29 protein-coding genes are annotated in these 22719 nt (G+C 41.6%); 26 read left to right on the top strand and 3 right to left on the bottom strand.

Features of this window, described 5'->3' with window-relative positions:
- Window positions 1–37: 37 nt before the first annotated feature.
- The 4 genes from KKZ03_RS04830 to argB all read left to right on the top strand — a co-directional run bounded on the left by KKZ03_RS04830 (window position 38) and on the right by argB (window position 3662).
- The gene (locus KKZ03_RS04830) at window positions 38–793 is read left to right on the top strand and encodes an IS5 family transposase (protein WP_243217187.1); all 756 of its coding nucleotides are present in this window, start codon (window positions 38–40) and stop codon (window positions 791–793) included.
- Between the two features lie 118 nt (window positions 794–911).
- The gene (gene dut / locus KKZ03_RS04825; RefSeq protein WP_243220413.1) at window positions 912–1370 is read left to right on the top strand and encodes a dUTP diphosphatase; all 459 of its coding nucleotides are present in this window, start codon (window positions 912–914) and stop codon (window positions 1368–1370) included.
- A gap of 152 nt (window positions 1371–1522) precedes the next feature.
- The gene (locus tag KKZ03_RS04820) at window positions 1523–2578 is read left to right on the top strand and encodes a hypothetical protein (protein WP_243220412.1); all 1056 of its coding nucleotides are present in this window, start codon (window positions 1523–1525) and stop codon (window positions 2576–2578) included.
- 169 nt (window positions 2579–2747) lie between these two features.
- Complete coding sequence (argB, locus tag KKZ03_RS04815) at window positions 2748–3662, top strand: acetylglutamate kinase (RefSeq protein WP_371744885.1); 915 nt, start codon at window positions 2748–2750, stop codon at window positions 3660–3662.
- Here argB and KKZ03_RS04810 read toward each other — a convergent pair.
- The 3 genes from KKZ03_RS04810 to proC form a co-directional block, all read right to left on the bottom strand.
- Window positions 3605–4627, bottom strand: a complete 1023-nt coding sequence (locus KKZ03_RS04810; protein WP_243220410.1) for a DUF4124 domain-containing protein — start codon at window positions 4625–4627, stop codon at window positions 3605–3607. The genes argB and KKZ03_RS04810 overlap by 58 nt on opposite strands.
- A gap of 236 nt (window positions 4628–4863) precedes the next feature.
- Window positions 4864–5439 (bottom strand): YggT family protein, encoded by a 576-nt coding sequence (locus KKZ03_RS04805; protein WP_243220409.1) that lies wholly within the window; start codon window positions 5437–5439, stop codon window positions 4864–4866.
- On the bottom strand, window positions 5439–6266 hold the full coding sequence (proC, locus tag KKZ03_RS04800; protein WP_243220408.1) for a pyrroline-5-carboxylate reductase: 828 nt from the start codon (window positions 6264–6266) through the stop codon (window positions 5439–5441). The genes KKZ03_RS04805 and proC overlap by 1 nt, the downstream gene beginning before the upstream one ends.
- A 124-nt stretch (window positions 6267–6390) precedes the next feature.
- On the opposite strand from proC, the gene KKZ03_RS04795 reads away from it, so the two are divergent.
- The 22 genes from KKZ03_RS04795 to KKZ03_RS04690 all read left to right on the top strand — a co-directional run bounded on the left by KKZ03_RS04795 (window position 6391) and on the right by KKZ03_RS04690 (window position 22710).
- Complete coding sequence (locus KKZ03_RS04795; protein ID WP_243220407.1) at window positions 6391–7383, top strand: spore photoproduct lyase family protein; 993 nt, start codon at window positions 6391–6393, stop codon at window positions 7381–7383.
- On the top strand, window positions 7371–8087 hold the full coding sequence (locus KKZ03_RS04790; protein WP_243220406.1) for an SDR family oxidoreductase: 717 nt from the start codon (window positions 7371–7373) through the stop codon (window positions 8085–8087). Before KKZ03_RS04795 ends, KKZ03_RS04790 begins: the two co-directional genes overlap by 13 nt.
- 494 nt (window positions 8088–8581) lie before the next feature.
- Window positions 8582–8800 carry a gas vesicle structural protein GvpA gene (gene gvpA, locus KKZ03_RS04785; protein ID WP_021013972.1) on the top strand — a complete coding sequence of 73 codons (219 nt, stop codon included), beginning with the start codon at window positions 8582–8584 and terminating at the stop codon, window positions 8798–8800.
- A 33-nt stretch (window positions 8801–8833) separates the two neighbouring features.
- A complete protein-coding gene (gene gvpA, locus KKZ03_RS04780; RefSeq protein ID WP_021013972.1) occupies window positions 8834–9052 on the top strand; it encodes a gas vesicle structural protein GvpA in 219 nt (72 codons plus the stop codon).
- 33 nt (window positions 9053–9085) lie between these two features.
- Window positions 9086–9304: a gas vesicle structural protein GvpA gene (gene gvpA / locus KKZ03_RS04775; protein WP_021013972.1), complete on the top strand. Its 219-nt coding sequence runs from the start codon at window positions 9086–9088 to the stop codon at window positions 9302–9304.
- A 115-nt stretch (window positions 9305–9419) separates the two neighbouring features.
- The gene (locus tag KKZ03_RS04770; RefSeq protein WP_243220405.1) at window positions 9420–9908 is read left to right on the top strand and encodes a hypothetical protein; all 489 of its coding nucleotides are present in this window, start codon (window positions 9420–9422) and stop codon (window positions 9906–9908) included.
- Window positions 9909–10323: 415 nt separating this feature from the next.
- Window positions 10324–11316 carry a gas vesicle protein GvpN gene (gvpN, locus tag KKZ03_RS04765; RefSeq protein ID WP_243220404.1) on the top strand — a complete coding sequence of 331 codons (993 nt, stop codon included), beginning with the start codon at window positions 10324–10326 and terminating at the stop codon, window positions 11314–11316.
- A 3-nt stretch (window positions 11317–11319) separates the two neighbouring features.
- The gene (locus tag KKZ03_RS04760; protein ID WP_243220403.1) at window positions 11320–11637 is read left to right on the top strand and encodes a hypothetical protein; all 318 of its coding nucleotides are present in this window, start codon (window positions 11320–11322) and stop codon (window positions 11635–11637) included.
- 10 nt (window positions 11638–11647) lie between these two features.
- The gene (locus KKZ03_RS04755; protein WP_243220402.1) at window positions 11648–11839 is read left to right on the top strand and encodes a hypothetical protein; all 192 of its coding nucleotides are present in this window, start codon (window positions 11648–11650) and stop codon (window positions 11837–11839) included.
- Window positions 11836–12651, top strand: coding sequence for a GvpL/GvpF family gas vesicle protein (locus KKZ03_RS04750; RefSeq protein ID WP_243220401.1), 816 nt, complete (start codon window positions 11836–11838; stop codon window positions 12649–12651). The genes KKZ03_RS04755 and KKZ03_RS04750 overlap by 4 nt, the downstream gene beginning before the upstream one ends.
- An 8-nt stretch (window positions 12652–12659) precedes the next feature.
- Window positions 12660–12995: a gas vesicle protein GvpG gene (locus tag KKZ03_RS04745; protein ID WP_243220400.1), complete on the top strand. Its 336-nt coding sequence runs from the start codon at window positions 12660–12662 to the stop codon at window positions 12993–12995.
- Window positions 12992–14905, top strand: a complete 1914-nt coding sequence (locus tag KKZ03_RS04740) for an ArsA family ATPase (RefSeq protein WP_243220399.1) — start codon at window positions 12992–12994, stop codon at window positions 14903–14905. Before KKZ03_RS04745 ends, KKZ03_RS04740 begins: the two co-directional genes overlap by 4 nt.
- Before the next feature lie 18 nt (window positions 14906–14923).
- Window positions 14924–15121, top strand: coding sequence for a gas vesicle protein (locus KKZ03_RS04735; RefSeq protein ID WP_243220398.1), 198 nt, complete (start codon window positions 14924–14926; stop codon window positions 15119–15121).
- Between the two features lie 4 nt (window positions 15122–15125).
- Window positions 15126–15473: a gas vesicle protein K gene (locus KKZ03_RS04730; RefSeq protein ID WP_243220397.1), complete on the top strand. Its 348-nt coding sequence runs from the start codon at window positions 15126–15128 to the stop codon at window positions 15471–15473.
- An 87-nt stretch (window positions 15474–15560) separates the two neighbouring features.
- On the top strand, window positions 15561–15824 hold the full coding sequence (locus KKZ03_RS04725) for a tol-pal system YbgF family protein (protein ID WP_243220396.1): 264 nt from the start codon (window positions 15561–15563) through the stop codon (window positions 15822–15824).
- 111 nt (window positions 15825–15935) lie between these two features.
- On the top strand, window positions 15936–16268 hold the full coding sequence (locus KKZ03_RS04720) for a gas vesicle protein (RefSeq protein WP_243220395.1): 333 nt from the start codon (window positions 15936–15938) through the stop codon (window positions 16266–16268).
- Between the two features lie 14 nt (window positions 16269–16282).
- Window positions 16283–16864, top strand: a complete 582-nt coding sequence (locus KKZ03_RS04715; protein WP_243220394.1) for a hypothetical protein — start codon at window positions 16283–16285, stop codon at window positions 16862–16864.
- Window positions 16865–17201: 337 nt separating this feature from the next.
- Window positions 17202–18617, top strand: a complete 1416-nt coding sequence (locus KKZ03_RS04710; RefSeq protein ID WP_243220393.1) for a sigma-54 dependent transcriptional regulator — start codon at window positions 17202–17204, stop codon at window positions 18615–18617.
- A gap of 2 nt (window positions 18618–18619) precedes the next feature.
- Complete coding sequence (locus KKZ03_RS04705) at window positions 18620–19132, top strand: Hsp20/alpha crystallin family protein (protein ID WP_243220392.1); 513 nt, start codon at window positions 18620–18622, stop codon at window positions 19130–19132.
- Window positions 19133–19139: 7 nt separating this feature from the next.
- A complete protein-coding gene (locus KKZ03_RS04700; RefSeq protein WP_243220391.1) occupies window positions 19140–21284 on the top strand; it encodes a CDC48 family AAA ATPase in 2145 nt (714 codons plus the stop codon).
- Entirely contained in the window at window positions 21281–22060 is a 780-nt protein-coding gene (locus tag KKZ03_RS04695; protein ID WP_243220390.1) for a GvpL/GvpF family gas vesicle protein, read from the top strand. The genes KKZ03_RS04700 and KKZ03_RS04695 overlap by 4 nt, the downstream gene beginning before the upstream one ends.
- Window positions 22057–22710, top strand: a complete 654-nt coding sequence (locus tag KKZ03_RS04690; RefSeq protein ID WP_243220389.1) for a GvpL/GvpF family gas vesicle protein — start codon at window positions 22057–22059, stop codon at window positions 22708–22710. Before KKZ03_RS04695 ends, KKZ03_RS04690 begins: the two co-directional genes overlap by 4 nt.
- Window positions 22711–22719 lie beyond the last annotated feature (9 nt).

The following is a 22719-nucleotide window of genomic DNA, read 5'->3' as shown; positions in this document are numbered from 1 at the left end:
TTTCACCAATCCGGTAGAATAAGTCGTTTTGAATGAAATGAAGCGGATAACATTAAGTGATGAAGAGTGGACTCGTATTTTGGCAAGCTTAAAAAAATTGCCTGGAGTTCATATCGGTTTACCCGATATTTGCAGGCAGTTTGTTAATGCCATTTTGTGGATATTACGTACGGGAGCACAGTGGCGTGTATTACCGTCAACGTATGGTAAATGGAATAGCATCTTCAAGCGTTTTTCACGTTGGTGTATCAATGGCATATGGGGTGAAATTCTCTGTCATCTTGCTGAAGACGCTGATTTACAAGATGTTTCCATGGATGGTTCAGTTATTAGAGCACATGCCTGCGCAGCTGGAGCGGCATATAGTTCTGCTGAGAATGAAGCACTTGGGCGCTCCAAAGGTGGATTTGGTTGTAAGATTCACGCGCTTTGTGATGGCTTGGGCATGCCCATCAAATTTATCCTGACAGGCGGGCAGGAGGCTGAATGCAAGCAAGCCATATCTTTATTGGAAAATGTTAATGCTTCAGCCGTTTTAGCAGACAAAGCCTACGACACGAACGAGTTGCGGGAGTGGTTAGCCAGTCGTGAAATAAAAGCGGTTATCCCACCTAAATCGAACCGAAAAGAAGATATTGAGTGCGATTATTGGCATTATAAGGAGCGGCATGCCATTGAATGTATGTTCGGTAAGCTCAAGCACTATCGCAGAATTGCTACACGATATGAGAAAAAAGCTATTAATTACATGGGGATGCTATCATTTTCCTCGGTGCTTTTATGGCTGAGGTGAAACGTCAACAGAACCTAGGTTGAAATTACCAAATTATGGAGTTTTAAATAACTGTAACCTTAATAGTGTTCCGTAAAGAGTGGGTTATAATAACCCTTTTTTTAATGACTTGTAGTAGATGAAAAGACTAATCGAAACTAAAATAGTAAACCCTTTACTTGAAAAATACGGTATACCTGCGTATAAAACTAAAGGCTCTGCAGGAGTTGATCTGGTTGCCTGCATTGAAGAAGCTATAGTGATTGCCGGGGGCATGAGTAAATTGATTGGAACAGGTTTATCTGTCAACATTCAGGATCCCGGATTAGTTGCAGTGGTTGCAAGTAGAAGCGGACTTTGTCTGAATAATCAGGTTCGTGTAGGACAAGGCTTGGGTATTATCGATTCAGATTATCTTGGTGAAATAGGCGTAATTCTACACAATGACGGCATTAATGATTATATTGTTCAGCCAGGCGAAAGGATTGCACAATTACTGTTTATGCCGGTGGTTCAAGTCGCTTTTAAACTGGTTACAGATTTTACCACGATGACCGATAGAGGCGAGGGTGGTTTTGGTCATACTGGTCGACATTGAATAACGTGTATAACATCACTTGAGCAAATTGATCTTTTGCAAGGTTCTCCTGATTACAAATTAAGGGATTGGGACTAACCAAGCCGGTATTTCAAGTTGTTCAACTTAATTTTATATGCGTTCCTAAGCTGATTTTTTGATGGGGTAGGTTGATGAGGCGAGTATTTTTTTTGCTAACGACATTCGCGATATTCATGATTTTGATTGTTGGTGGCGGTATTTATTGGTGGTCTGGCTCAAGGGTCACTGAAGTTGAGCGAGACGCTGCGACTACGGTTGTCAATGCTGTGGCATTAACGCTATCCGAGCAGATAGATCTGCTGAACAGAACTCTGAACAAAATGGCGCAGGATCCAGATGTTTTGATTGCCGTTACCAGTGCAGACCCTGCTTTAATCATCACGGTAGCCGAAAAGCTTGAAAAGTATTTTCCGGATGCCTTAAAAATCAGATTGTTATTGCCCGGAGTTAGTCAGCTTGATGAAAAGACTGCGCCCCGTATGGGATTTGCTGATCTTGATATGGTACGTGAAACGTTGACTAACAATCAGCCGCCTGGAATACAGGGTTATGCCGGTGCAGACCGGCATCTGGCGATGACCCGTAGAATTATGGTCAATAATCAGGTTGTTGGTGTTATTTTGGCTAGTTTGAACTATGACTTTTTTAATAAAAGCATAGAGGCAGCGGCAGTCAAAGACGGATATATAGAATTAAGGCAAGCGCAACTGGTGTTAGGTTCATCAGGAAAGCGAGTCGATACCTGGCAGAGTGAAAGTTTACAAAAGAAGGTTGCCGGCACTAATTGGGATATTTTTTACTATTATCCCGGCGGAGTAGCTTTATCTGAAATTATACTCATGGTTAGTGCTATCTTTATTGCCCTATTATTGGTTATTCTGGCTTCTTTTATTGGCTATCTGCGGATTTCAGGGTTAATAGTCCAAGATTTAAGCATGGTTCTAACTGCCTTTGAAGATATGATGACACGTAAGCCACTGGGTAGTTATCCCGTGAACTTGACTGAAACCCGGGTCATTATTACTGCGTTGGTTAAATTTAAACGGGTTCAGGTACATAATAACGATAAAGCTATAGTCAATGGTGGCCTTGTTATGGAGTTTGATGAGCAGGCCAGTGAAAAAAATGAATTTAAAGGTTTGGTAACGGATACAGATGACGATATCAAAGAACCCAAAAAATACTGATAATAAATGATGTTAAGAACCCATCATAAGTAGTGGTATTTTTTATTAAACTCTGGGTAGAAAGAGCAGTTTTTCAATAACCGGCAATAGTCAGATTATTGTGTATTACTTCAAAACAGTCCTGCAATACGTTAGTAGCCCCTTTTTAATAATGGAAAGCCAGAAAATGATGCAAAAAAGAACCGCTCACCAAATAGCTGATGTGCTAATCGAGGCGCTACCTTATATTCAGCGCTTTAAAGGCAAAACCGTCGTGGTTAAATTTGGTGGTAATGCGATGGTTGACGAAGCGCTTAAGCAAAGTTTTGCCAGGGATATTGTCTTGATGAAGCTGGTTGGTATGAATCCGATTGTCGTTCATGGTGGCGGACCTCAAATTGGCCAATTATTGGCGAGATTGGGAAAAACAACCGGTTTTGTTGATGGAATGCGCATCACCGATAGCGAGACTATGGATGTGGTTGAAATGGTATTGGGTGGCCTGGTCAATAAGGAAATTGTTAATTTGATCAACAGGAATGGTGGTAAAGCCGTGGGTTTAACCGGTAAAGATGGTGATTTTATCAGGGCCAAAAAAATTCATCTGAAAAAGTCGGCACCGGAAGCAAATGTTTCCGAAATAATTGATTTGGGTTATGTCGGCGAGGTGACCAGCATAGATCCTGCGGTTGTTGATATGCTCGGACGTAGTGATTTTATTCCTGTTATTGCACCCATCGGTGTTGGCGATGATGGCCGATCTTACAATATTAATGCCGATCTGGTTGCCGGCAAGATTGCTGAAGTATTAAAAGCTGAAAAATTGATGTTATTAACCAATACCGCCGGTATCCTGGATAAGGAGGGAAATCTACTTACAGGTTTATCAATCAAGGACATTGACGATTTGGTTGATGATGGCACCATATCGGGCGGCATGATTCCTAAAACCCGTTGCGCTACTGATGCGCTAAATGGGGGCGTAACCAGTGTCCATATTATTGATGGACGAGTGGAACATGCTGTATTGCTTGAGCTTTTTACCAATCAGGGTGTCGGCACTTTACTGCTAAGGGCATCACGCGATAAAGCATCATTGACATAAGCCCTAAATGAAGAGCGGATGTCTTTGACTTTCTGGCTGGCACATAATTGTTTGCCAGCCAATGAGTCTCTGCAGCGGATGTCGAGAAAAAGTTGATAGTCATCTTCATTGATGGCTAGTTTGGATAACGACAAACTAATATCTGCATCAGTGGGTGGCGGGCGATTCATGATCAGTTCTTCGTTATAAACATCCGCTTCTGTAGTTGAGTGGAAGTTGACAAAAATACGTCCAATCTCCCAAGCTTTTCTACATTGATGATCATTTTCGCAATAAAACAAGCCCAGTTCGTTGGCTTCTTTAATACTGGGTATTTTTGCTCTGGGGGGCTTGTCTTTTGTCGATTGGGTCAGAAATAAAAACCGTGCAATATCCGCTTCATCAATTTTCTTGATTTGATTATGTTTTTCAACATGGCTTTGTAGTGCACTTTGTGTATAGTTAATTTGGTGCTGGGTTAATACAATTTCATCAAGTAGTTTCTTTGGGACAGGTTGTGCATTACGCTCGAATTCACCCGCTTCTTTTTGTTGTTTTTTAAGTTGTTCGGTAAAGCGCTTTAAATTGCCTTCAATAATATTTTTTTGCTTGTTAAGCGATTCTGTTTTTACTTGCATTGCAAGGAGCATATCTTCTTTGGAGCGGAACGTGCTTAATAATGCCTTATCATAGGTTTTTTGATTGGCAATAAGCTTTCCCTGTTCTTTTCTAAGTTCGTCCAGGCGCTTATCCTGTTCCAGTTGTTCTGTTGTTTTTGCTTCTTCGGTGATTTCAAGAACCCTACCGGTTTTACTCAGAGAGGCTCTGCTGTGTTTGGCTTGTCCTGGTGGCACCTGGTCGGAGAAATAAGTATTGCCATTTTCATCTACCCATCGGTACATTTTTTTTGCGAGTATTGATTGGCTTCCCAGCAGGCAAATCAAACAGGCCGAAAAAATAATAGTTCGAAAAATACGTATTCGCATAGTTTTCAATAATTGCTTATCAAGTTCAAAATTATAGAATAAAGGTAGTCGATATAAATTTTTTTTGCTTTACTGACACGGTTTTTGGATTTTACAGGTTTGTAACACGGCCAGTTAGGCAGATAATTTAAGCGTTACCATAAACCTAAAAACCAACGGCTTCAAGTGCGGAATTTAGGTTGGTGTTTTATTGATTAAGTAGTTGAAAGTTTACCTTGCAACTTAAAAATTGAGGCTTAACCAATTAAATTTGCTAATTCGTGTAGTGGCGGCAAAATGACCATTTTTGCCAGCTGTAACAGTAACAACGCTGCTAACGGTGATAAGTCTATGCCACCCATGCTGGGAATAACTTTGCGGCACATATCAAGTAAAGGTTCTGTCAATGTAGCCAAAATTGACGCGGCGGCATTAAAAGACCCCTGATTTATCCAACTAAGTAGTGCTCTGGCAAAGACGGCGAATACCAATACATTAATCAGTAAAGATATTAGTTGAGTAATGGATAAAATAGTCAATGCACCGATGTTGATAGTGACGCCTTTCAGCAACAATATGGAAAAATCAGCAAGCATTTGTAAGACAAGTACAAGAATTAGCGCTGATGTATCTATTTTTCCGATAGATGGTACAAATCGACGCAGGATTTTTAAGGGTGGATGGGTTATCTTGACCAGGAATTGGGAGATAGGATTATAAAAATCACCTCCGCACCATTGCAATAAAAAACGCAGCAACACCGCCAGAATATAAAGAGAAAACAGTGTGTCGATTAAAAAAATAATCGGATCGCTCATATAATTAGAACCCATCAGTTATTCTCCGAATGTTTGGACATTTCGATAGAGCGGTCTCGTGCGGCGTGTAATGCTTTTGAAACCAGTTCAGTAAATCCGCCTTTCTCAAACGTTTCTATGGCTTGTTGCGTGGTACCGCCTGGTGAAGTGACGCGTTTGCGCAATTGTTCAGGCGATTCTGATGATTCCAGTGCTATTTTGGCTGCACCCAAGGCGGTTTGTTGAACCAGCAAACGTGCAGTCACTTCGTTTAAACCCAATTCTAAAGCGGCTTTTTCCATCGCTTCCATGAGCAGAAAATAATATGCAGGACCACTACCGGAAACGGCGGTAACGGCATCTAATTCATTTTCATCATTAACCCACAGTGCAATACCAACAGAACGCATGATATTTTCTGCCAAATCATGTTGTTCAACATTTACTTGGGCATTGGCATGGAGTGCCGTAGCACCTGTTAGAACCAATGCAGGTGTGTTGGGCATACAGCGAACAATTGCGGTATCAGCACCTAACCATTGACTAAGGCTGTGTTGGCTAATACCTGCGGCAATAGAAACGACCAGCGATTTTTTTTTCTGAATTAAAGTGGCTAAACTTTTGGCTACCGAACTGAGTGCCTGCGGCTTAACCGCCAGTACTACGACGTCAACGGCATTAATCAGCTCATCATTGCTTGCCGACGAATTAACATTAAGATTTTTTGCCAGCGTTTTCAGTGTGTCCGGATTAATATCAGATACCCAAAGGTGCTGTGGAGAATGGCCGCTGGCAATCAAGCCGCTAAGCAGACTAGACGCCATATTGCCGCCGCCGATAAAACCAATTTTTTGTATATTCATGTTCGTTATCTGTGGGTGAGGTTAAAAGTATTTTAACCTATATGAGGGCAGCGTAAACAATCACAATACTTTTCCTATAAAATGCACTCCTACGGTACTTTTTTATCGGCGATAAACAGAGCTTATGATTGAAACGATTTATATAGAAGAAGCGATTTTGCAACATCCGCGTGTTGTCGAGATTATTACCCGTTTTCCGCAAGCAAAAAGAATTACCTGTGGTCGGTATGGCGAAGTTTTTAATCCTAAAGCACAAGATTTTAGACTACAAAAACAAAAGCCGGCATTAATATTGGCAGAAAAATACAAACATTTTGCGATGGTCGTACCATCAGGTTATGGCATTGGGGCAAGTAAAAATTATTATTTTTCCCACATGCTTAATTGTTTATACGATTGCCGGTACTGTTTTTTACAAGGTATGTACCAATCAGCCAATTACGTGCTGTTTGTTAATTATGAAGATTTTCAGGATGAAATAAAACAACTGTGTGCCGAAACGCCGACTGAGGCAATGCATTTTTTCTCAGGCTATGATTGTGATAGCCTGGCTTTGGAACCGGTAACTCGATTTGCCGAACAGTTTTTGCCGTTTTTTGAGAAAATCCCGAATGCCTGGCTGGAACTGAGAACGAAAAGCACTCAAGTTAGAAGTCTGTTAAATCGTGAGCCATTTCCTCGCTGCATTGTCGCTTTTAGTTTGACGCCCGATGAAATAGCGACAAAAGTTGAGGCTAAAGCACCCTCATTGCAGCGTCGTCTTGATGCGTTGAGTAAATTACAGCAACATGGTTGGCAAATAGGCTTGCGTTTTGATCCGATGATTTATCAGACCGGTTACCAGCAGCAGTACCAGCAATTATTTGAGCAGGTATTTTCGCTCATTAATTTGGATCAGTTGCATTCAGTCAGTCTTGGAGCTTTCAGGTTGCCGGAGAAATACTTTAAAAAAGTGCATAAACTTTATCCCGATGAAAAATTATTTGCCAGTCCGTTAGAAAATCAGCAGGGGATGATTTCCTACAAACAAGAGCTGGAACAGGAAATGATGCATTTTTGCACCAAACAATTACTAACGTTTATTCCCGAGATCAAGTTTTTCCCATGCACATTATAAAGCGAACCGTTCTGGTGACTGGTGCCAGTTCCGGGATAGGTCGGGCCGTTGCTCAAAACTTATTGCAACAGGGGCACACGGTTATTGGTGTATCACGCGATTGCCGGAAATTTACCCGGCAAATGGAACACTTTAGTTCCGTGGAAATAGATTTAAGTCAGTTAAGTGAGTTACCGCAAAAAATTCGTCAATTACAGCAAAGATTTCCGGAAATTGATGCCGTGGTTTTTTCGGCAGGGATCGGACAGTTTGGTTCAGTGGAAGAGTTTTCTTATCCACAAATTGAAGCTTTAATGACTATAAATTTTACCAGTCAGGTCTTTTTAACAAAGGCTTTATTGCCAGCTTTAAAGCGTAAAGCTAACAGTGATTTAATTTTTATTGGTTCTGAAGCAGCGTTAAAAGGTAGTCGAAAAGGCGCTGTTTATTGTGCCAGCAAGTTTGCTGTACGTGGCTTTACCCAAGCGTTACGCGAAGATTGTGGTAAATGTAATGTGCGGGTTTGTTTGATTAATCCTGGTATGGTGAAAACAGCATTTTTTGAAGAGCTGGCTTTTGAACCGGGCGATCATGAAAGTAACGCTATTTTACCGGAGGATGTGGCTGCAGCAGTATCTTATGTGCTTGGCTCACGGACGCAGATGGTGATTGATGAAATTAATTTAAGTCCTTTAAACAAAGTTGTGAAATTTAAAAAAATTTAAATTAAAGAGTAGGGTGATAGGTTATTTACAACCATTTTTGATAAAAATATCTTGAAATAAGAAATGCTTGGGAAGATATTTGTTTCGGCACCCATAGTATGCTTCATCTTCTGTTTCTGCGCATTTAAGGCAGTATCTTATATTGAACCACTGTTAAGTTATTACCCTATCAGTAGGGCGTTAATTACCTATATAGGTAATTAACGCCCTACTGATAGGGTAATATTAATCAACGATTGGTCGCGTGACCCCAGGATTTTTTCAGGAATAATAGTTTATTTACTATTATTCTTTGAGTGGTTATAAATAACAAATCTATTTATTTTCATAGGGTTATTAAATTTTAAATGAGGAAAATAAAAACTATCCTGTCTAAAAAATCGATACTGAGATCGCTTGGCGCACTGCTTGCTTTGTTATTTAATATGCAATTTTTTATTGCATAAAAACTAGCTTTATTTGTAATGTGGTAACACTTTTAGGAGATTCACACCATGGCTAAAGTACAAAAATCAACCGACTCTTCCAGCTTGGCTGAAGTCGTAGACCGTATTCTTGACAAAGGTATTGTTATTGATGCTTGGGTTAAAGTTTCACTGGTCGGTATCGAATTGTTATCTATAGAAGCCCGCGTTGTTATTGCTTCTGTAGAAACCTATTTGAAATACGCAGAAGCAATTGGCCTTACCGCCAGCGCAGCTACTCCCGCGTAAATAATAAATTAACATTTTACAGGAGACGCCATCATGGCCAAAGTACAAAAATCAACCGACTCTTCCAGTTTGGCTGAAGTCGTAGACCGTATTCTTGACAAAGGTATTGTTATTGATGCTTGGGTTAAAGTTTCACTGGTCGGTATCGAATTGTTATCTATAGAAGCTCGCGTTGTTATTGCTTCTGTTGAAACTTATTTGAAATACGCAGAAGCAATTGGCCTTACTGCCAGTGCAGCTACTCCAGCGTAAATAGTAAATTAATATTTTACAGGAGACGCCATCATGGCCAAAGTACAAAAATCAACCGACTCTTCCAGCTTGGCTGAAGTCGTAGACCGTATTCTTGACAAAGGTATTGTTATTGATGCTTGGGTTAAAGTTTCACTGGTCGGTATCGAATTGTTATCCATAGAAGCTCGCGTTGTTATTGCTTCTGTTGAAACTTATTTGAAATACGCAGAAGCAATTGGCCTTACCGCCAGCGCAGCTACACCAGCCTGATTAAGGTAAAGAGCAAGAGTGCCCAAGTGTTGTCTATTCAACAGTGGGCACTTTCCACCGCCTCAAGATAGTTAATTGAGGTTTTGTTTAAAGTGATAACCTAAGGAGAAAACCTATGGGACGCTTAACAGATGATATGGGGCAATTGCGAAGAAACATTGATAATACACGTGAAAATCGCTTGGCTCAACAAAATGCACGGATTTCAAGTGTCAGTGCTCAGATAGCTGACTTTGCTTTAACTCGTGTAAGAAATGGATTGCAAGATGCCAATGCTCGCGCGACATTTGTCGCTGATAACGCAAATGATGTTAGTCGCTTGCTAAATTCTTTTCATCATCACCATCAAATGATGGGTCGGCAAGGCCGTGAAGAGCGTGCTGCCTTCGTGAATGATGTATCAAAGAAAACACTAGGCTTATTAAACGATTTCCATGCTGCCCATAAAAGCATGGCTAAACATAGCGCTAAAGAAAGAGCCCATTTTGTTGCGACTAACAAGAAAAGTGTTGGGGCTTTTATTGGCGAAGCTTCACAAGATAGAGCAGGTGCTCACACTGTTTTTTTTGGAGCTAGTAAAAAAAAAGTGGCATTCCTAGTATAGCTATTCGTATTATTGATGAGACGCACACAAATGTATCCTCACCACATACGAAGGTCACCGATCAAAAAGTAGAAGCTGCTATTTTTGAGCATAAAGAAGGCAGTAAAATCAAAAAACCTAATAAACCACCTAAAAATTTTTTAGGCATGAAGAAAGGCAAATAGTGACTTGATGCAAATTGAGGACAATTGCCGATTAGTGTTTATTTTATAGACCTTTAGTGTCATTCATGTCGCTAAAGGTCTAGTCAGTAATATTGCGGCGCTTTTAAGATGTTAGTGTTTTAATTAACCATTTATGGTTTTATAGGCATGTGTATTGAGCAATTGCATTATTACTTTACCAAGATAATTCTGATGATTTTTTTATCCCTTGTTATTGGGATGGACAGAGGCCGTTTGGCACAGGAGCATTCATGATTAAGAATAAAACCGTTTCAAGTTCACATTATGAAGTAGAAGACGATCTTATCGTGCCAGAAGCGAGTGATCATTTTGTAGTAACTTCGTATGTGAAAGAGATTATAGAGCGCTCATTGGTTTATTTGAACGCGGGCTATCCCGTCCATTTTGCCGGGCCATCCGGAACTGGAAAAACAACGTTAGCCTTTCATCTCGCAGCACAATGGGGACGGCCTGTTACCTTATTGCAAGGTAATGAGGAATTCGTCAGTTCCGATTTAACAGGAAAAGATATTGGCTATCGCAAAAGCAGTTTAGTTGATAATTACATTCATTCAGTGCTTAAAACTGAAGAACAAATGAACCGCATGTGGGTGGATAATCGCCTGACTACCGCCTGTCGAAATGGCGATACGTTAATTTATGATGAGTTTAATCGTTCCAGGGCAGACACTAACAATGTTTTGTTATCAGTTTTGTCAGAAGGTATTTTAAACTTACCCGGTTTACGTGGTGCTGGAGAGGGTTATATGGATGTACATCCTGATTTTCGTGCTATTTTTACCTCTAATCCGGAAGAATATGCGGGTACGCATAAAACTCAGGATGCCCTGATGAATCGCATGATTACTATTAATGTTGGTCTTGCAGATAGGGATACCGAATTACAGATACTTCATGCGCGTTCCGAATTAGATTTGAAAGAGTCCGCGTATATTGTGGATATAGTTAGAGAGCTGCGTGGTAATGATCACGAAACCAAGCATGGATTACGTGCAGGCATTGCTATCGCTCGTATTCTACAAATACAAGGTATGAAAGCGCGTTATGGCGACAAGTTATTTCATGCTATTTGCCAAGATGTTTTGAGTATGGAAACTGCCAAAATACAACATGCCGGACAGTCGATATTTCATAAAATGGTTGATGATGTTATTCGTAAAATTTGTCCTCCAGTGGGTTCAGAGGCTATTAAAGTTTCGACAAAAATAAAAGTAGTGGAGTAAGTTATGACAATAATTACACGTCCTCCGCGATCAGTCTCAGATATAAAGACACATTCAGGACGAGCGAGTCGTGATCATCAAATATACCGTGACTATTTTCAGGTTGGCGCACTTGAGTTGGAGCGTTGGCGGAGAACACTCGAGCGTAATGTTGCTGCATCGCGTATTGCCAGCATTGATAGTCGTATCACGGATATTGATAAAGAAAAAGAGGAGCTGCTGGCAGATGCAGCAACAGCCTGTGCAACGATTTACAACAAAGGTAAATCGGAAGAATCAACTGAGAGTAAAAAGCCTTCCGGTTTGCGTATCAAGTATTGAGGTTGTCATCATGAACAAAATTTCTACCATCGCTCATATCCGTACACCGCGCATGCTAAAAGGTTTTCGTAGTTGTATCAACATGACGGGTAAGTCACAAATTCTTGCTGATTTCGGACGAATTTGTTCACAAGAATATCAGCGTTTAAATCGCCTTCAACAAGCCCGTGACAAATGTATTTTACTGAGGAGAGCATTGTGACCATTGATAAATCCAGAAGCGGTCGAGCTAAAGTACTTTATGCTCTGTGTGCTTCCGATGATGCAAAGCCTAGATACGACATACGGGGACTGGAATCTGCACCGGTTTATGCGATTGATCAAAATGGTTTAAGAGCGGTGGTTAGTGATACGCTTAGCACCCGCTTACGTCCGGATCGACGTAATATCAGTGCGCATCAGGCTGTATTGCACTCGCTGACAGAAGATAAGACCGTACTACCCATGCGTTTTGGTGTCATTGCTCGCAGTGCTGAAGCTGTACAGAATTTACTGGCCGCTAATCAAGAAACTATTAGAGAACATTTTGAACGCCTGAATGGGTGTGTAGAAATGGGTTTACGTGTTTCTTGGGATGTCGTTAATATTTATGAATATTATGTTGCCTCACATCCAGTTCTAAGGGATGCACGGGATGAAATCTGGGATAGAAACTCCAATAACGCTGATTACCGCGATGAAAAGATACGGTTAGGTAATTTATATCAGTCATTACGTAATGCAGATAGAAAAGAATTTACCGAAAAAGTAAAAGACGTGTTGTTGGATTATTGCGAAGACATTGTTGAAACACCGGTTAAACGAGAAAAAGATGTAATGAATCTGGCATGTTTAGTAGAGCGGCAGCGTTTGGATGATTTTGCCAAAGGCGTTTTTGAAGCCTCCAAGCTATTTGATAACATCTATTTGTTTGATTATACAGGGCCATGGGCACCACATAATTTCATTACTCTGGATTTACATGTACCAACAAAAAAGAAAGTGTTAGCTGGCAGTACTGGTCATTCTGATTGAGATTAACAATGTTGCTGGTCGATGACATACTATTTTCTCCCATCAAGGGCATTAATTGGATTTTTAAAAAAATTCATGAATTGGCGGAAGAAGAATTATCCGGGGAGGCAGATTGTATTCGTGAAAATCTGACTGAGCTTTACATGCAACTAGAAACAGGTGATATTACCGAAGAAGAATTTGAGCAGCAGGAAGCTGTGTTACTAGACAGGCTGGATGCGTTAGATGAAGAGGATGATGTTATCGGTGATAATAGTCGAGATGAAGATGACATAGAAGAGGATGAGGATGAGGATGAGGATGAGGATGAGGATGAGGATGAGGATGAGGATGAGGCAAAATGAAACCGATGGTTTATCCAAAATTTTTACAGAAAGGATCACTGAAGTTAGTTTTCTTTGGCGGTAAGGGTGGTGTAGGAAAAAGCACCTGTGCAAGTGCAACCGCTTTAACGTTGGCGCAAGAACAGCCACAGCATCTATTTTTATTAGTTTCTACAGATCCAGCGCATTCCCTGAAAAATTTATTCTCTAATTTAGTGGTGCCCAAGAATTTGGAGGTACGGGAGTTAAATGCCGCCATTGCTTTGCATGATTTTAAATTACAGCATGATAAGCTCCTGAAAGAAATAGCTGATCGTGGCACCTTCCTTGATAAGGAAGACATTCAAAGTTTAATGGATTCTGCAATACCTGGTATGGACGAATTGGCGGCTTATCTTGAAATTGCCAAATGGATTAAAGAAGATACCTACTATCGTATTATTATAGATACGGCTCCTACAGGTCATACATTACGGCTTCTGGAAATGCCTGATTTAATTCATCGTTGGTTAATTGCACTGGATACGTTACTGGCTAAACACCGCTATATGCGCAGCCATTTTGGCGGTGATAAACGCCTGGATCATTTGGATTCTTTTCTGTTGGATATGAATGATTCTTTAAAAACTATGCAATCTGTAATGACCGATACCGAGCGCTGCTGTTTTATTGTAGTGATGTTAGCGGAAGCCATGATTGTGGAAGAAAGCATTGATCTCGTCACGGCTTTAAATCAAAAGCGGGTATTCATGCCCGATTTGATCGTTAATCAATTGTTTCCCGAAAATGACTGTCCCATCTGTTGTACTGAACGTAGCAGGCAAATGCAGGCACTTAAAAGCGTACTCAGACGATTACCTGGACAGGTTTTTTGGACACTGCCTTTACTTGCCGAGGAACCATGCGGCAAGTTACTTAACGCATTATGGTCCAAGTTACATTTACTTGATCAAAGTAAGGTTAACGTTACTAACGGTAGCCATAAATTACCCTTATATGTGGAAACATCTATCCCGCTACCTGCTAATACTCTGAGATTATTGATTTTCGCAGGAAAAGGCGGCGTGGGAAAAACAACGTTGGCCTGTGCAACGGCATTGCGCTTGCACAAGGAATATCCACAATTAAGTATTTTATTATTTTCGACAGATCCTGCGCATTCGCTGAGCGATTGTCTGGGTTTGCGTGTACAAGCCTATCCTACAGCAGTCTCGCTTAAAATCGATGCACAAGAAATAAATGCACAAGCAGATTTTGATAAAATTCGGCGCGACTATCGGGCAGAACTAGAAAATTTTTTACAGGATATTTTACCTAATATAGACATTACTTTTGATCGTGAAGTGATGGAACACTTGCTCGATCTGGCTCCCCCCGGACTGGATGAAATTATGGCATTAACCTCGATTATGGATCATCTCGACAGTAGTCGCTATGACATGATAGTTGTAGATGGCGCGCCTAGCGGACATCTACTGCGTTTACTGGAGCTGCCTGAATTGATTCGAGATTGGCTAAAAATATTCTTTTCATTATTACTTAAATATCGTAAAGTTATGCGCGTACCTCATCTATCTGAACGCTTGGTAAAGCTCTCACGGGAATTGAAAAATCTACGTGCTCTTTTGCAAAATAGTGAACAAACAGAATTATATGCAGTGACTATCCCCACTCATTTGGCAATAGTAAAAACCTACGATATGACATGCGCCTTGCAGCGTCTGGATATAGCGGTTAAAGCGTTATTTATCAATCAGATTACTCCTGACAGCGATTGTCCGTTATGCAAGGCAATTACCATTCGCGAATCAGAGCAGCTTAAACAGGTGCACGACATTTTTCCTAACCAACCACAAGCATTTATTTTTCGACAAAACGCCCCTACTGGTGTGACTGAGCTAATGGCTTTGGGTTCGGTATTGTTTTTATAGACGGCAAGAGTAAATATTATGTCAATAAATACGCAGTATGAGGATGAACAGCAGCAAGTTTCCCTGTGCGAGGCGCTGGATCGCTTATTGAACAAAGGTGCGGTTGTCGTTGCTGATGTAACCATTTCTGTAGCTAATATTGATTTGATTTATTTAAGCCTGCAGGCTTTGGTAGCTTCTGTAGAAACCGGTAAACGTTTACGGGGTAGGGAGTAAAATAATGACAACGAATAAACAGTTACCACATGCTTCCATGAAGGAATTATCACCACCAATAACACAACGATTAGTTGCTCAGGGCACTCAGCACAAATTAGAAATCGATGGTGATCGCGTTCGTAATGGTTTGGCACAACTTGTCCTGACGCTGATCAAACTGTTGCACGAATTACTGGAGCGTCAGGCTATCAGACGTATGGATTCCGGATCACTTAGTGATGAAGAAATTGAACAGTTGGGGACGACGCTAATGCATCAAGCTGAGGAATTGGATAAATTGCGTGAGCTTTTTGGACTCAAAGACGAAGATTTGAATTTTAATTTAGGCCCTTTGGGCCGATTATTATAAAGGTGCATATAATGAACAAAAATATACCACTATTATGGATTGCCCATAGGTGCACCGTTAGTACATTTCCGGTAGGGGAGGTGTTTTATGGCTAATACGACTATTGATACAAGTTTGGCAACTCGCGGCTTTCTTTTGCGTATGGGTAATGCTTGGTTTGAACAAGATGAACTTCGGCAAGCTTTGGATGTTTATTTAAAAATTATTGAGGAATATCCTGGCAGTGAGGAAAGTCAAACCGCTCAAACTACGCTGTTAACCATTGCCCAACGTTACGAGCAGGACGGCTTGTTACGATTATCCATGGATGTGCTTGAGCGACTTGAGCAAGCGCTAACAGCGGCTGTATAAGCTTTAGTTTACTGTAGCGTTCTGTTTAATCAGGACTAAAGCTCGGCATTGTGGCGTAAGGGACAGCATTTGCGTTGTTTTTTAGGACAACTAATTTTAAGGATTTACACCGTGAACGACAATAAGAAATTAACCCACTCAACGAATTCAACTACCGTGGCCGATTTGTTGGAGCGACTACTTGATAAAGGTATCGTTATCAGCGGTGACATTCGCATTCGCTTGGTTGAGGTCGAATTGCTGACACTGGAAATCCGCCTGCTTATTTGCTCGGTAGACAAAGCTCTGGAAATGGGTTTAGATTGGTGGACGGGCAACCCGGCGTTTGATTCCAGAGCCAGAATAACCGCGCCATTACCGACTATAGAGCTAGAGGATCGCTTGCAGCGCCTGGAAGCTCGTTTGGAAGCCGTATTGCCCATCATCGAAGAAACACGTAAGTAAGGATTATTTTTCTCATGCGCGCGTTGATTTATTTTCCCATTATACATAGCCCTGAGGATTTAGGGACGCTAGATAAAGCAGTCAGTGACTTGCGAACGGATAAACAAACGGACAATTATCTTGCTGCCGTTGAACATTTTTGGGCAATGGTCGAAACTACCATTGAAGATTTTGGCCTGGATTATACAAGTTTGAAACTTTATCAGGATGGTCTGCCTGTGTGCGGAAAAGAAAAGCAAATAGTTGTTGATGTCGCTGAGTCTGGTAGTAAAAATTATAAATTACTGCAAATTTTAATGCAAAAAGGTGCCGTGCTTATGGGAACAGAATCGCCTGAGCTGCTGGTACAAGAACATGCTTTGGCGACGAAATTGCTACAGCCCCGGAAGTCAACCGAATCCTCTTTGGAAGTAGCGCAAATATTATTGAACAAGAGAGATGAGTATATTGCTCAACGTATTGATAAAACGTTACAAGATAATGAAATGGCTATACTTTTTCTGGGGTTGATGCACAATATTGAAACGAAATTGCCCAAAGATATTGTTCTTATTCAACCATTAGGGAAACCACTTGGTTCAGTAGGGAATATCTAATCACTTGGAAATAAATCAGCATATTTGTTTCGTAAGCAGCATTTGACATCATAGGTAAATCAGTATCTTTTGCCTAACAGTTAGAGTCCGTTTTTATATGTAATTAACTTATAATCTATGTCAAAATAATAAGCTCTTAACTTCTACCCCGGTATTTGTAACTTATTTGAACAGGGCTGTGATGTTATTGTGAATAAGTATTTAAAAAATAATCTTTATATAACTACTCAAATTATAGTTCATGCATGCCTTATATCTATCGGGGATTATATTGCTGTTGCCCTTAAGAACGCTATAAACACTTTCAATGAAAAAAATTAACAAAGGAATGTAGTCAATGAAAGCTATTGATTCAGGTTATGTTTTAATAATTGATGATGACAAAGATATTTGTGATGTTCTGGCGCATCTGCTGGAGCGGGCTGGCTATCATACCCAACAAGGTTATGACGGTGCTACGGCGATAAAATTATTATCACAACGTGAACCTGATGTATTGCTACTCGATAGCGTTATTCCTGAGCCTAATGGTATGGCTGTTTTGGCTAAGGCTCGCGTCTTGTACCCGCAACTTCGCGTAATCATTATTACGGGTACTGCAGGTATTCTGGGTGCAGTTTGTGCCATCAAGGCAGGTGCGTGGGATTATCTTCCCAAACCATTTGATAATAATCGCGTATTGGAATTAGTGAATCGTGCTGTGCTAACGCGCGAGAAAAAATGCGATGCGAATGACAAAGTTAGTAAAGATACTTCTGATCGTATTCTTGCCATAATGGGAAATAGTTCGGAAACTCAAAGAATTATAAAAGATATCGTACGTGTGGCGCAAACAGATTTTTCCGTTATTATTCAAGGTGAAACAGGAACAGGCAAGGAATTGATCGCAAAAAACATTCATTTGGCCAGTCGTCGTGCCGCCGCTGATTTTATTCCAATTGATTGTGGTGCCATGTCTGAGTCGTTAATCGAAAACGAATTATTTGGCCATGAAAAAGGCTCATATACCGGTGCCGATCATGTGTGCGTAGGTAAATTTGAAGCTGCCAATGGCGGTACTTTGTTTTTAGATGAAATCGCCAACATGTCTTTATCGGCACAAGCCAAATTACTGCGCGTAATACAAGAGCGTGTTATTTATCGTATTGGAGCAATTAAATCCATCCCCGTTAATGTACGTTTACTCGCTGCAAGTAATGAAGATTTGCTGGAGGCAGTCGTTAACGGCACATTTCGTGAGGATTTGTATTATCGTCTGAATGAATACGTCATTCGTCTTCAACCGTTACGCAACCGTCATGAGGATATTCTATTTTTGGCGCATCGTTTTTTGACAGAAACTTGTATCGAATTAGGTAAAGCACCGCTTGATTTTTCGGTTACCGCTAAAGAGGCGTTACTACGTTATCCTTGGCCGGGTAACGTGCGAGAGTTACGTACGGTTATTCGTCGTGCTGCCTTGGTTTCTGATATAGCGGTTGGTATTGATGATTTGGGCTTGGTGATAAGAGAGAGTGTATTACCGTCACCAACAAAAAAAAATTATCCCGATTTGATGCAAAATTTTTACCCGGAAGGGGCAACTCTCAGAGAAATTACTCAGTTAAACATTGATGAAATAGAACGGATTATTATTCAAGATACCCTAAAAAAAACTGGGAACAACAAAGCGGAAGCTGCGCGGCGTTTAAATATTGACTATAAAACATTGCGCGCCAAACTCAAAAAAATTAATAACCTTGAGGTGAAATGATTATGAGCAGCAAAAAAGATAACGTAACAAGTAATGTCGAAGGCATTTTACGTGGCTTGGGCGATTTGGTACAAAAATTAGGTAATTTGGCAGAAAAAGGCGAACAATTGAAGCGCAGTGGGTCATTCGATATTGACACGGGGGGCGGTAAAAATACCAAGGCAGTCTACGGTTTTTCCGTAAAAATGGGCCTGGATGGTAACCAGGAAGTACGCGTAGAACCTTTCGGCAATGTCCATCGTGATGAAGAAACAGGTGAAACAACTGTCCAGGAGGTTTCTGAGCCGCTGATTGATATTATTGAAGAAAGTGACCATCTTTTAATATTGGCAGAAATGCCGGGGGTCGCTGATGAAGATGTCCATTTAGAATTAAATGGAGATATTTTGGTGTTAAATGCAGAAAAAGACAGCAAGAAATATCATAAAGAAATTGTGTTGCCGCGTTTGTTTGACGGCAAGGCTATGAAAAGTTCTTGCCATAACGGAATTTTGGAAATTAAATTACTAATGTGAGGCGGTCATGTCTGAAGAACTTAAACTTAAAGTCGTTGAGGCTTTGCCAAAAGATATAGGACGGGGTTACGCACGTTTAGATCCTGCTGATATGGCTAAACTAAATCTGTCAGTCGGTGATATCGTTCAATTAAGCAGTAATAAAGGTAAAGGCATTGCTAAATTAATGCCAACGTATACTGACCTGCGCGGTAAAAGCGTTGTGCAGTTGGATGGATTGACCAGAAGCAATGCAGGTCTGAGTTTGGATGACAAAGCTGACATTAAATCGATTCCCTGTAAACACGCGACGCGAATTACCTTAATTCCAACGACGATTACACCGAGTCCCCGAGACATGGATTATATTGGCAGTTTACTTGATGGCCTGCCGGTACAAAAAGGCGATTTGTTACGCGCACATTTATTTGGTAGTCGTTCTGCAGAATTTAAAGTCGACAGCACTGTACCCGAAGGAGCTGTCCTGATTAATCCAACCACAACGTTGGTGATTGGAAGTTCGGGTCAAGCTAAGGGAGCGGGGCCTGGTAAACAACGCTTGTCTTATGAAGATGTTGGAGGTCTTAAAGGTCAAGTACGACGTATTCGGGAAATGATTGAACTGCCTTTGCGTTATCCTGAGGTATTTGAACGTCTAGGTATAGATGCACCCAAAGGAGTGCTACTTAGCGGCCCTCCAGGTTGTGGTAAAACGCTGATAGCCCGCATTATTGCACAAGAAACAGACGCCCAATTCTTTACTATCAGCGGTCCGGAGATCGTGCACAAGTTTTACGGTGAAAGTGAAGCGCATTTACGCAAAATTTTTGAGGAAGCAGGGAGTAAAGGCCCCAGTATTATTTTTCTGGATGAAATTGATTCCATTGCTCCGCATCGTGATAAGGTCGTCGGTGATGTAGAAAAACGTATCGTCGCTCAATTACTGGCATTAATGGATGGCTTGAAGAGCCGGGGCAAAGTTATTGTTATTGCGGCGACCAATCTGCCTAATGCTATTGATCCGGCTTTGCGCCGTCCAGGGCGTTTTGATCGAGAAATTACTATTCCTATTCCAGACCGCGAAGGTCGCCGTGAAATTATCGAAATTCATAGTAGAGGCATGCCGCTTAATGACGATGTTGATCTGAACGTCGTTGCCGATGTCACCCACGGTTTTGTCGGTGCTGACTTGGAAGCCTTATGCCGCGAAGCTGCGATGAGTGCGTTGCGCCGCTTACTGCCTGAAATTGATTTTAGTGCGGCAGAAATACCTTATGAGCGACTGGCAGCGTTGACGGTAACGATGGACGATTTTCGTGCCGCTTTGTGTGAAGTCTCACCATCAGCCATTCGTGAGCTATTTGTTGATATTCCTGATGTGCGTTGGGAAGATGTCGGTGGCCTGGATGATTTACGTCGTCGTTTGATAGAATCTGTGCAATGGCCGATTAAATACCCTGAGCTTTATCAACAAGCTGGCGTTAAACCACCTAAAGGCTTGTTGTTGGCAGGCCCTCCAGGTGTTGGTAAAACCCTGATTGCTAAAGCCATTGCCAACGAAAGTGGCGTTAACGTCATCTCGGTTAAAGGTCCTGCCTTGATGTCGCGTTATGTTGGTGATTCTGAACAAGGTGTGCGAGAACTGTTTCACAAAGCCCGTCAAGCTTCACCGTGTATTATTTTTCTGGATGAAGTGGACTCAGTCGTGCCCGCGCGTGGCGAAGGCTCGACTGACTCTCATGTAGCCGAGCGTGTATTGAGTCAATTTTTATCGGAAATGGACGGCTTGGAAGAGCTTAAAGGGGTTTTTGTCATGGGGGCGACCAATCGTGCGGATTTGATAGATCCTGCGATGTTACGTCCAGGGCGTTTTGATGAGATCATTGAGCTGGGTTTACCCAATGAAGAGGCGCGGCAACAAATTCTGGCAGTGCACTTGCGTAATAAACCGTTGGGGGAAAATATTCATGTTGAAGACTTGGCTGCTCGTTGCATTGATGCCAGTGGTGCTGAATTAGCAGCGCTATGTAACCGTGCAGCCCTTGCTGCATTACGTCGCACGGTACAACAAAATTACAATGATGAAGTACCAATAAAACTCGATGTACGTATAGAGCAATATGATTTTTATACTGTGATTGCAGAGATGTTTGGCGATGAGGCTATTCGGTGACCGCTGATGCACAACCTGAACTGGCTATTTATTTGTACGGTTTTACCTCGCCCGATTTAGTAGTTCCATCTATTTTAGGCGTTGATGATGAGCATTTAATCAGCGCCCACCAATACGCTGGCTTGAATGCAGTGTTCAGTTCCGTGGTGTTAGGCGACTATACTGGTGATGTTGGAGAAAAAAATGTACAGAATATCGCGTGGTTAACGCCACGTGCCTGCCGACATGGGCTGGTCATCGATAAACTGATGGAGCAAGGTGCCGTATATCCGTTATCATTCGGTACCTTGTTTTCCAATTTGAGTGCATTAGAACAGGAAATGAAGCGTCGTTCTACCCAGGTATTGGCAGTGTTGCAGCACATAGCGGGTTGTCAGGAATGGTCACTGGAGGCAACGCTGGATCGTAAGCAGGCAGTTGATACTTTGTTGGCTGAAGGCTTGCAATCGGGACGCTTTTGTTTGTCCGACAGTGCCGGTCGCCGCCATTTGGAAGAGCAGAAATTACGCCGCACGCTGACCGGAGAGTTAAATACCTGGTTGGCAAAATGCCTGACTTCTTTGCAAGATAAATTGAGCCCCTTCATGCGCGATTTTCATTCGCGGCGTCTATCAGACGATAAAGTGTTGCATTGGGCCTATTTATTGCCGGTGGAAAAAGTCGCGGTATTTCAACAGCAGGTCAATGCCATTAGCAGACATTATGAAGCTTACGGTTTTAATTTTCGGGTGACAGGTCCGTGGGCGGCTTATAGTTTTTCGCAGCTTACTGAATGATGAGCTTGTTACTGTATGGCATTATTGCTGACGACGATGAACTGTTGGTTGTTGACCCAACCATGCGACTAATTAAGGCGGCAGGTTTGGCAGCAATCTTTACTGTCTGCGAAGCAGAAATTAGTCGAGAGCCGGCTTTAGTGTTGGCTTTTGGTGATCAGGTAATGCGTATTCATCAACAAACTACAGTAATTCCCATGCGCTACGGCAGTGTGTTGGCAGACGAAGACACAGTTATACAGCATTTACACGAATATAAGGTGCGTTACCAAGTACGTTTGGCTGAGCTGGATAATTGCGAAGAAATGGGTATACGGATAACGTTAGACTTGACTGCCGAGGATGAAGTTATTACCAAGCCCTTGCCTGTTAGTGGCCATAACTATTTACTGGCACGAAAACGTGCTTACGCCATACCTGAACAGGCAGAGCAGCAAGCCATATTAATCAATAAGGCCTTGGCAGGTCTTTATAGGCAGCACTGCGCGGATCTTAGTGTTTTTAATGGACAGTATACTTATCTGTTGAGCTATCTAGTGCCACGCATAAAGTTACCAGAGTTTTGTGAGCGCTTCAATACCTTGGCTGAAAGCATAACCGACCTGGGTTTTATTAGTGGACCTTGGCCACCCTATAATTTCGCCAGTTAACTGGCTAAC

Origin of the sequence: Methylobacter sp. S3L5C (assembly GCF_022788635.1) — a bacterium.
GTDB lineage: Bacteria > Pseudomonadota > Gammaproteobacteria > Methylococcales > Methylomonadaceae > Methylobacter_C.
The sequence above is the reverse complement of the archived record's forward strand: the minus strand, read 5'-3'. Positions and strand labels throughout refer to the sequence as shown.

Excerpts from the sequence above, each read along its gene's own strand:
- gvpN (WP_243220404.1), top strand. The coding sequence starts at position 10,324 with ATGATTAAGAATAAAACCGTTTCAAGTTCACATTATGAAGTAGAAGAC.
- dut (WP_243220413.1), top strand. The coding sequence starts at position 912 with ATGAAAAGACTAATCGAAACTAAAATAGTAAACCCTTTACTTGAAAAA.
- KKZ03_RS04710 (WP_243220393.1), top strand. The coding sequence starts at position 17,202 with ATGAAAGCTATTGATTCAGGTTATGTTTTAATAATTGATGATGACAAA.
- proC (WP_243220408.1), bottom strand. The coding sequence starts at position 6,266 with ATGAATATACAAAAAATTGGTTTTATCGGCGGCGGCAATATGGCGTCT.
- KKZ03_RS04735 (WP_243220398.1), top strand. The coding sequence starts at position 14,924 with ATGTCAATAAATACGCAGTATGAGGATGAACAGCAGCAAGTTTCCCTG.
- KKZ03_RS04830 (WP_243217187.1), top strand. The coding sequence starts at position 38 with ATGAAGCGGATAACATTAAGTGATGAAGAGTGGACTCGTATTTTGGCA.
- KKZ03_RS04740 (WP_243220399.1), top strand. The coding sequence starts at position 12,992 with ATGAAACCGATGGTTTATCCAAAATTTTTACAGAAAGGATCACTGAAG.
- KKZ03_RS04820 (WP_243220412.1), top strand. The coding sequence starts at position 1,523 with ATGAGGCGAGTATTTTTTTTGCTAACGACATTCGCGATATTCATGATT.
- KKZ03_RS04745 (WP_243220400.1), top strand. The coding sequence starts at position 12,660 with ATGTTGCTGGTCGATGACATACTATTTTCTCCCATCAAGGGCATTAAT.
- KKZ03_RS04790 (WP_243220406.1), top strand. The coding sequence starts at position 7,371 with ATGCACATTATAAAGCGAACCGTTCTGGTGACTGGTGCCAGTTCCGGG.
- KKZ03_RS04725 (WP_243220396.1), top strand. The coding sequence starts at position 15,561 with ATGGCTAATACGACTATTGATACAAGTTTGGCAACTCGCGGCTTTCTT.
- gvpA (WP_021013972.1), top strand. The coding sequence starts at position 9,086 with ATGGCCAAAGTACAAAAATCAACCGACTCTTCCAGCTTGGCTGAAGTC.
- KKZ03_RS04705 (WP_243220392.1), top strand. The coding sequence starts at position 18,620 with ATGAGCAGCAAAAAAGATAACGTAACAAGTAATGTCGAAGGCATTTTA.
- KKZ03_RS04810 (WP_243220410.1), bottom strand. The coding sequence starts at position 4,627 with ATGCGAATACGTATTTTTCGAACTATTATTTTTTCGGCCTGTTTGATT.
- KKZ03_RS04755 (WP_243220402.1), top strand. The coding sequence starts at position 11,648 with ATGAACAAAATTTCTACCATCGCTCATATCCGTACACCGCGCATGCTA.
- KKZ03_RS04795 (WP_243220407.1), top strand. The coding sequence starts at position 6,391 with ATGATTGAAACGATTTATATAGAAGAAGCGATTTTGCAACATCCGCGT.
- KKZ03_RS04700 (WP_243220391.1), top strand. The coding sequence starts at position 19,140 with ATGTCTGAAGAACTTAAACTTAAAGTCGTTGAGGCTTTGCCAAAAGAT.
- KKZ03_RS04760 (WP_243220403.1), top strand. The coding sequence starts at position 11,320 with ATGACAATAATTACACGTCCTCCGCGATCAGTCTCAGATATAAAGACA.
- KKZ03_RS04730 (WP_243220397.1), top strand. The coding sequence starts at position 15,126 with ATGACAACGAATAAACAGTTACCACATGCTTCCATGAAGGAATTATCA.
- KKZ03_RS04805 (WP_243220409.1), bottom strand. The coding sequence starts at position 5,439 with ATGGGTTCTAATTATATGAGCGATCCGATTATTTTTTTAATCGACACA.
- KKZ03_RS04690 (WP_243220389.1), top strand. The coding sequence starts at position 22,057 with ATGATGAGCTTGTTACTGTATGGCATTATTGCTGACGACGATGAACTG.
- gvpA (WP_021013972.1), top strand. The coding sequence starts at position 8,582 with ATGGCTAAAGTACAAAAATCAACCGACTCTTCCAGCTTGGCTGAAGTC.
- gvpA (WP_021013972.1), top strand. The coding sequence starts at position 8,834 with ATGGCCAAAGTACAAAAATCAACCGACTCTTCCAGTTTGGCTGAAGTC.
- KKZ03_RS04715 (WP_243220394.1), top strand. The coding sequence starts at position 16,283 with ATGCGCGCGTTGATTTATTTTCCCATTATACATAGCCCTGAGGATTTA.
- argB (WP_371744885.1), top strand. The coding sequence starts at position 2,748 with ATGCAAAAAAGAACCGCTCACCAAATAGCTGATGTGCTAATCGAGGCG.
- KKZ03_RS04770 (WP_243220405.1), top strand. The coding sequence starts at position 9,420 with ATGGGACGCTTAACAGATGATATGGGGCAATTGCGAAGAAACATTGAT.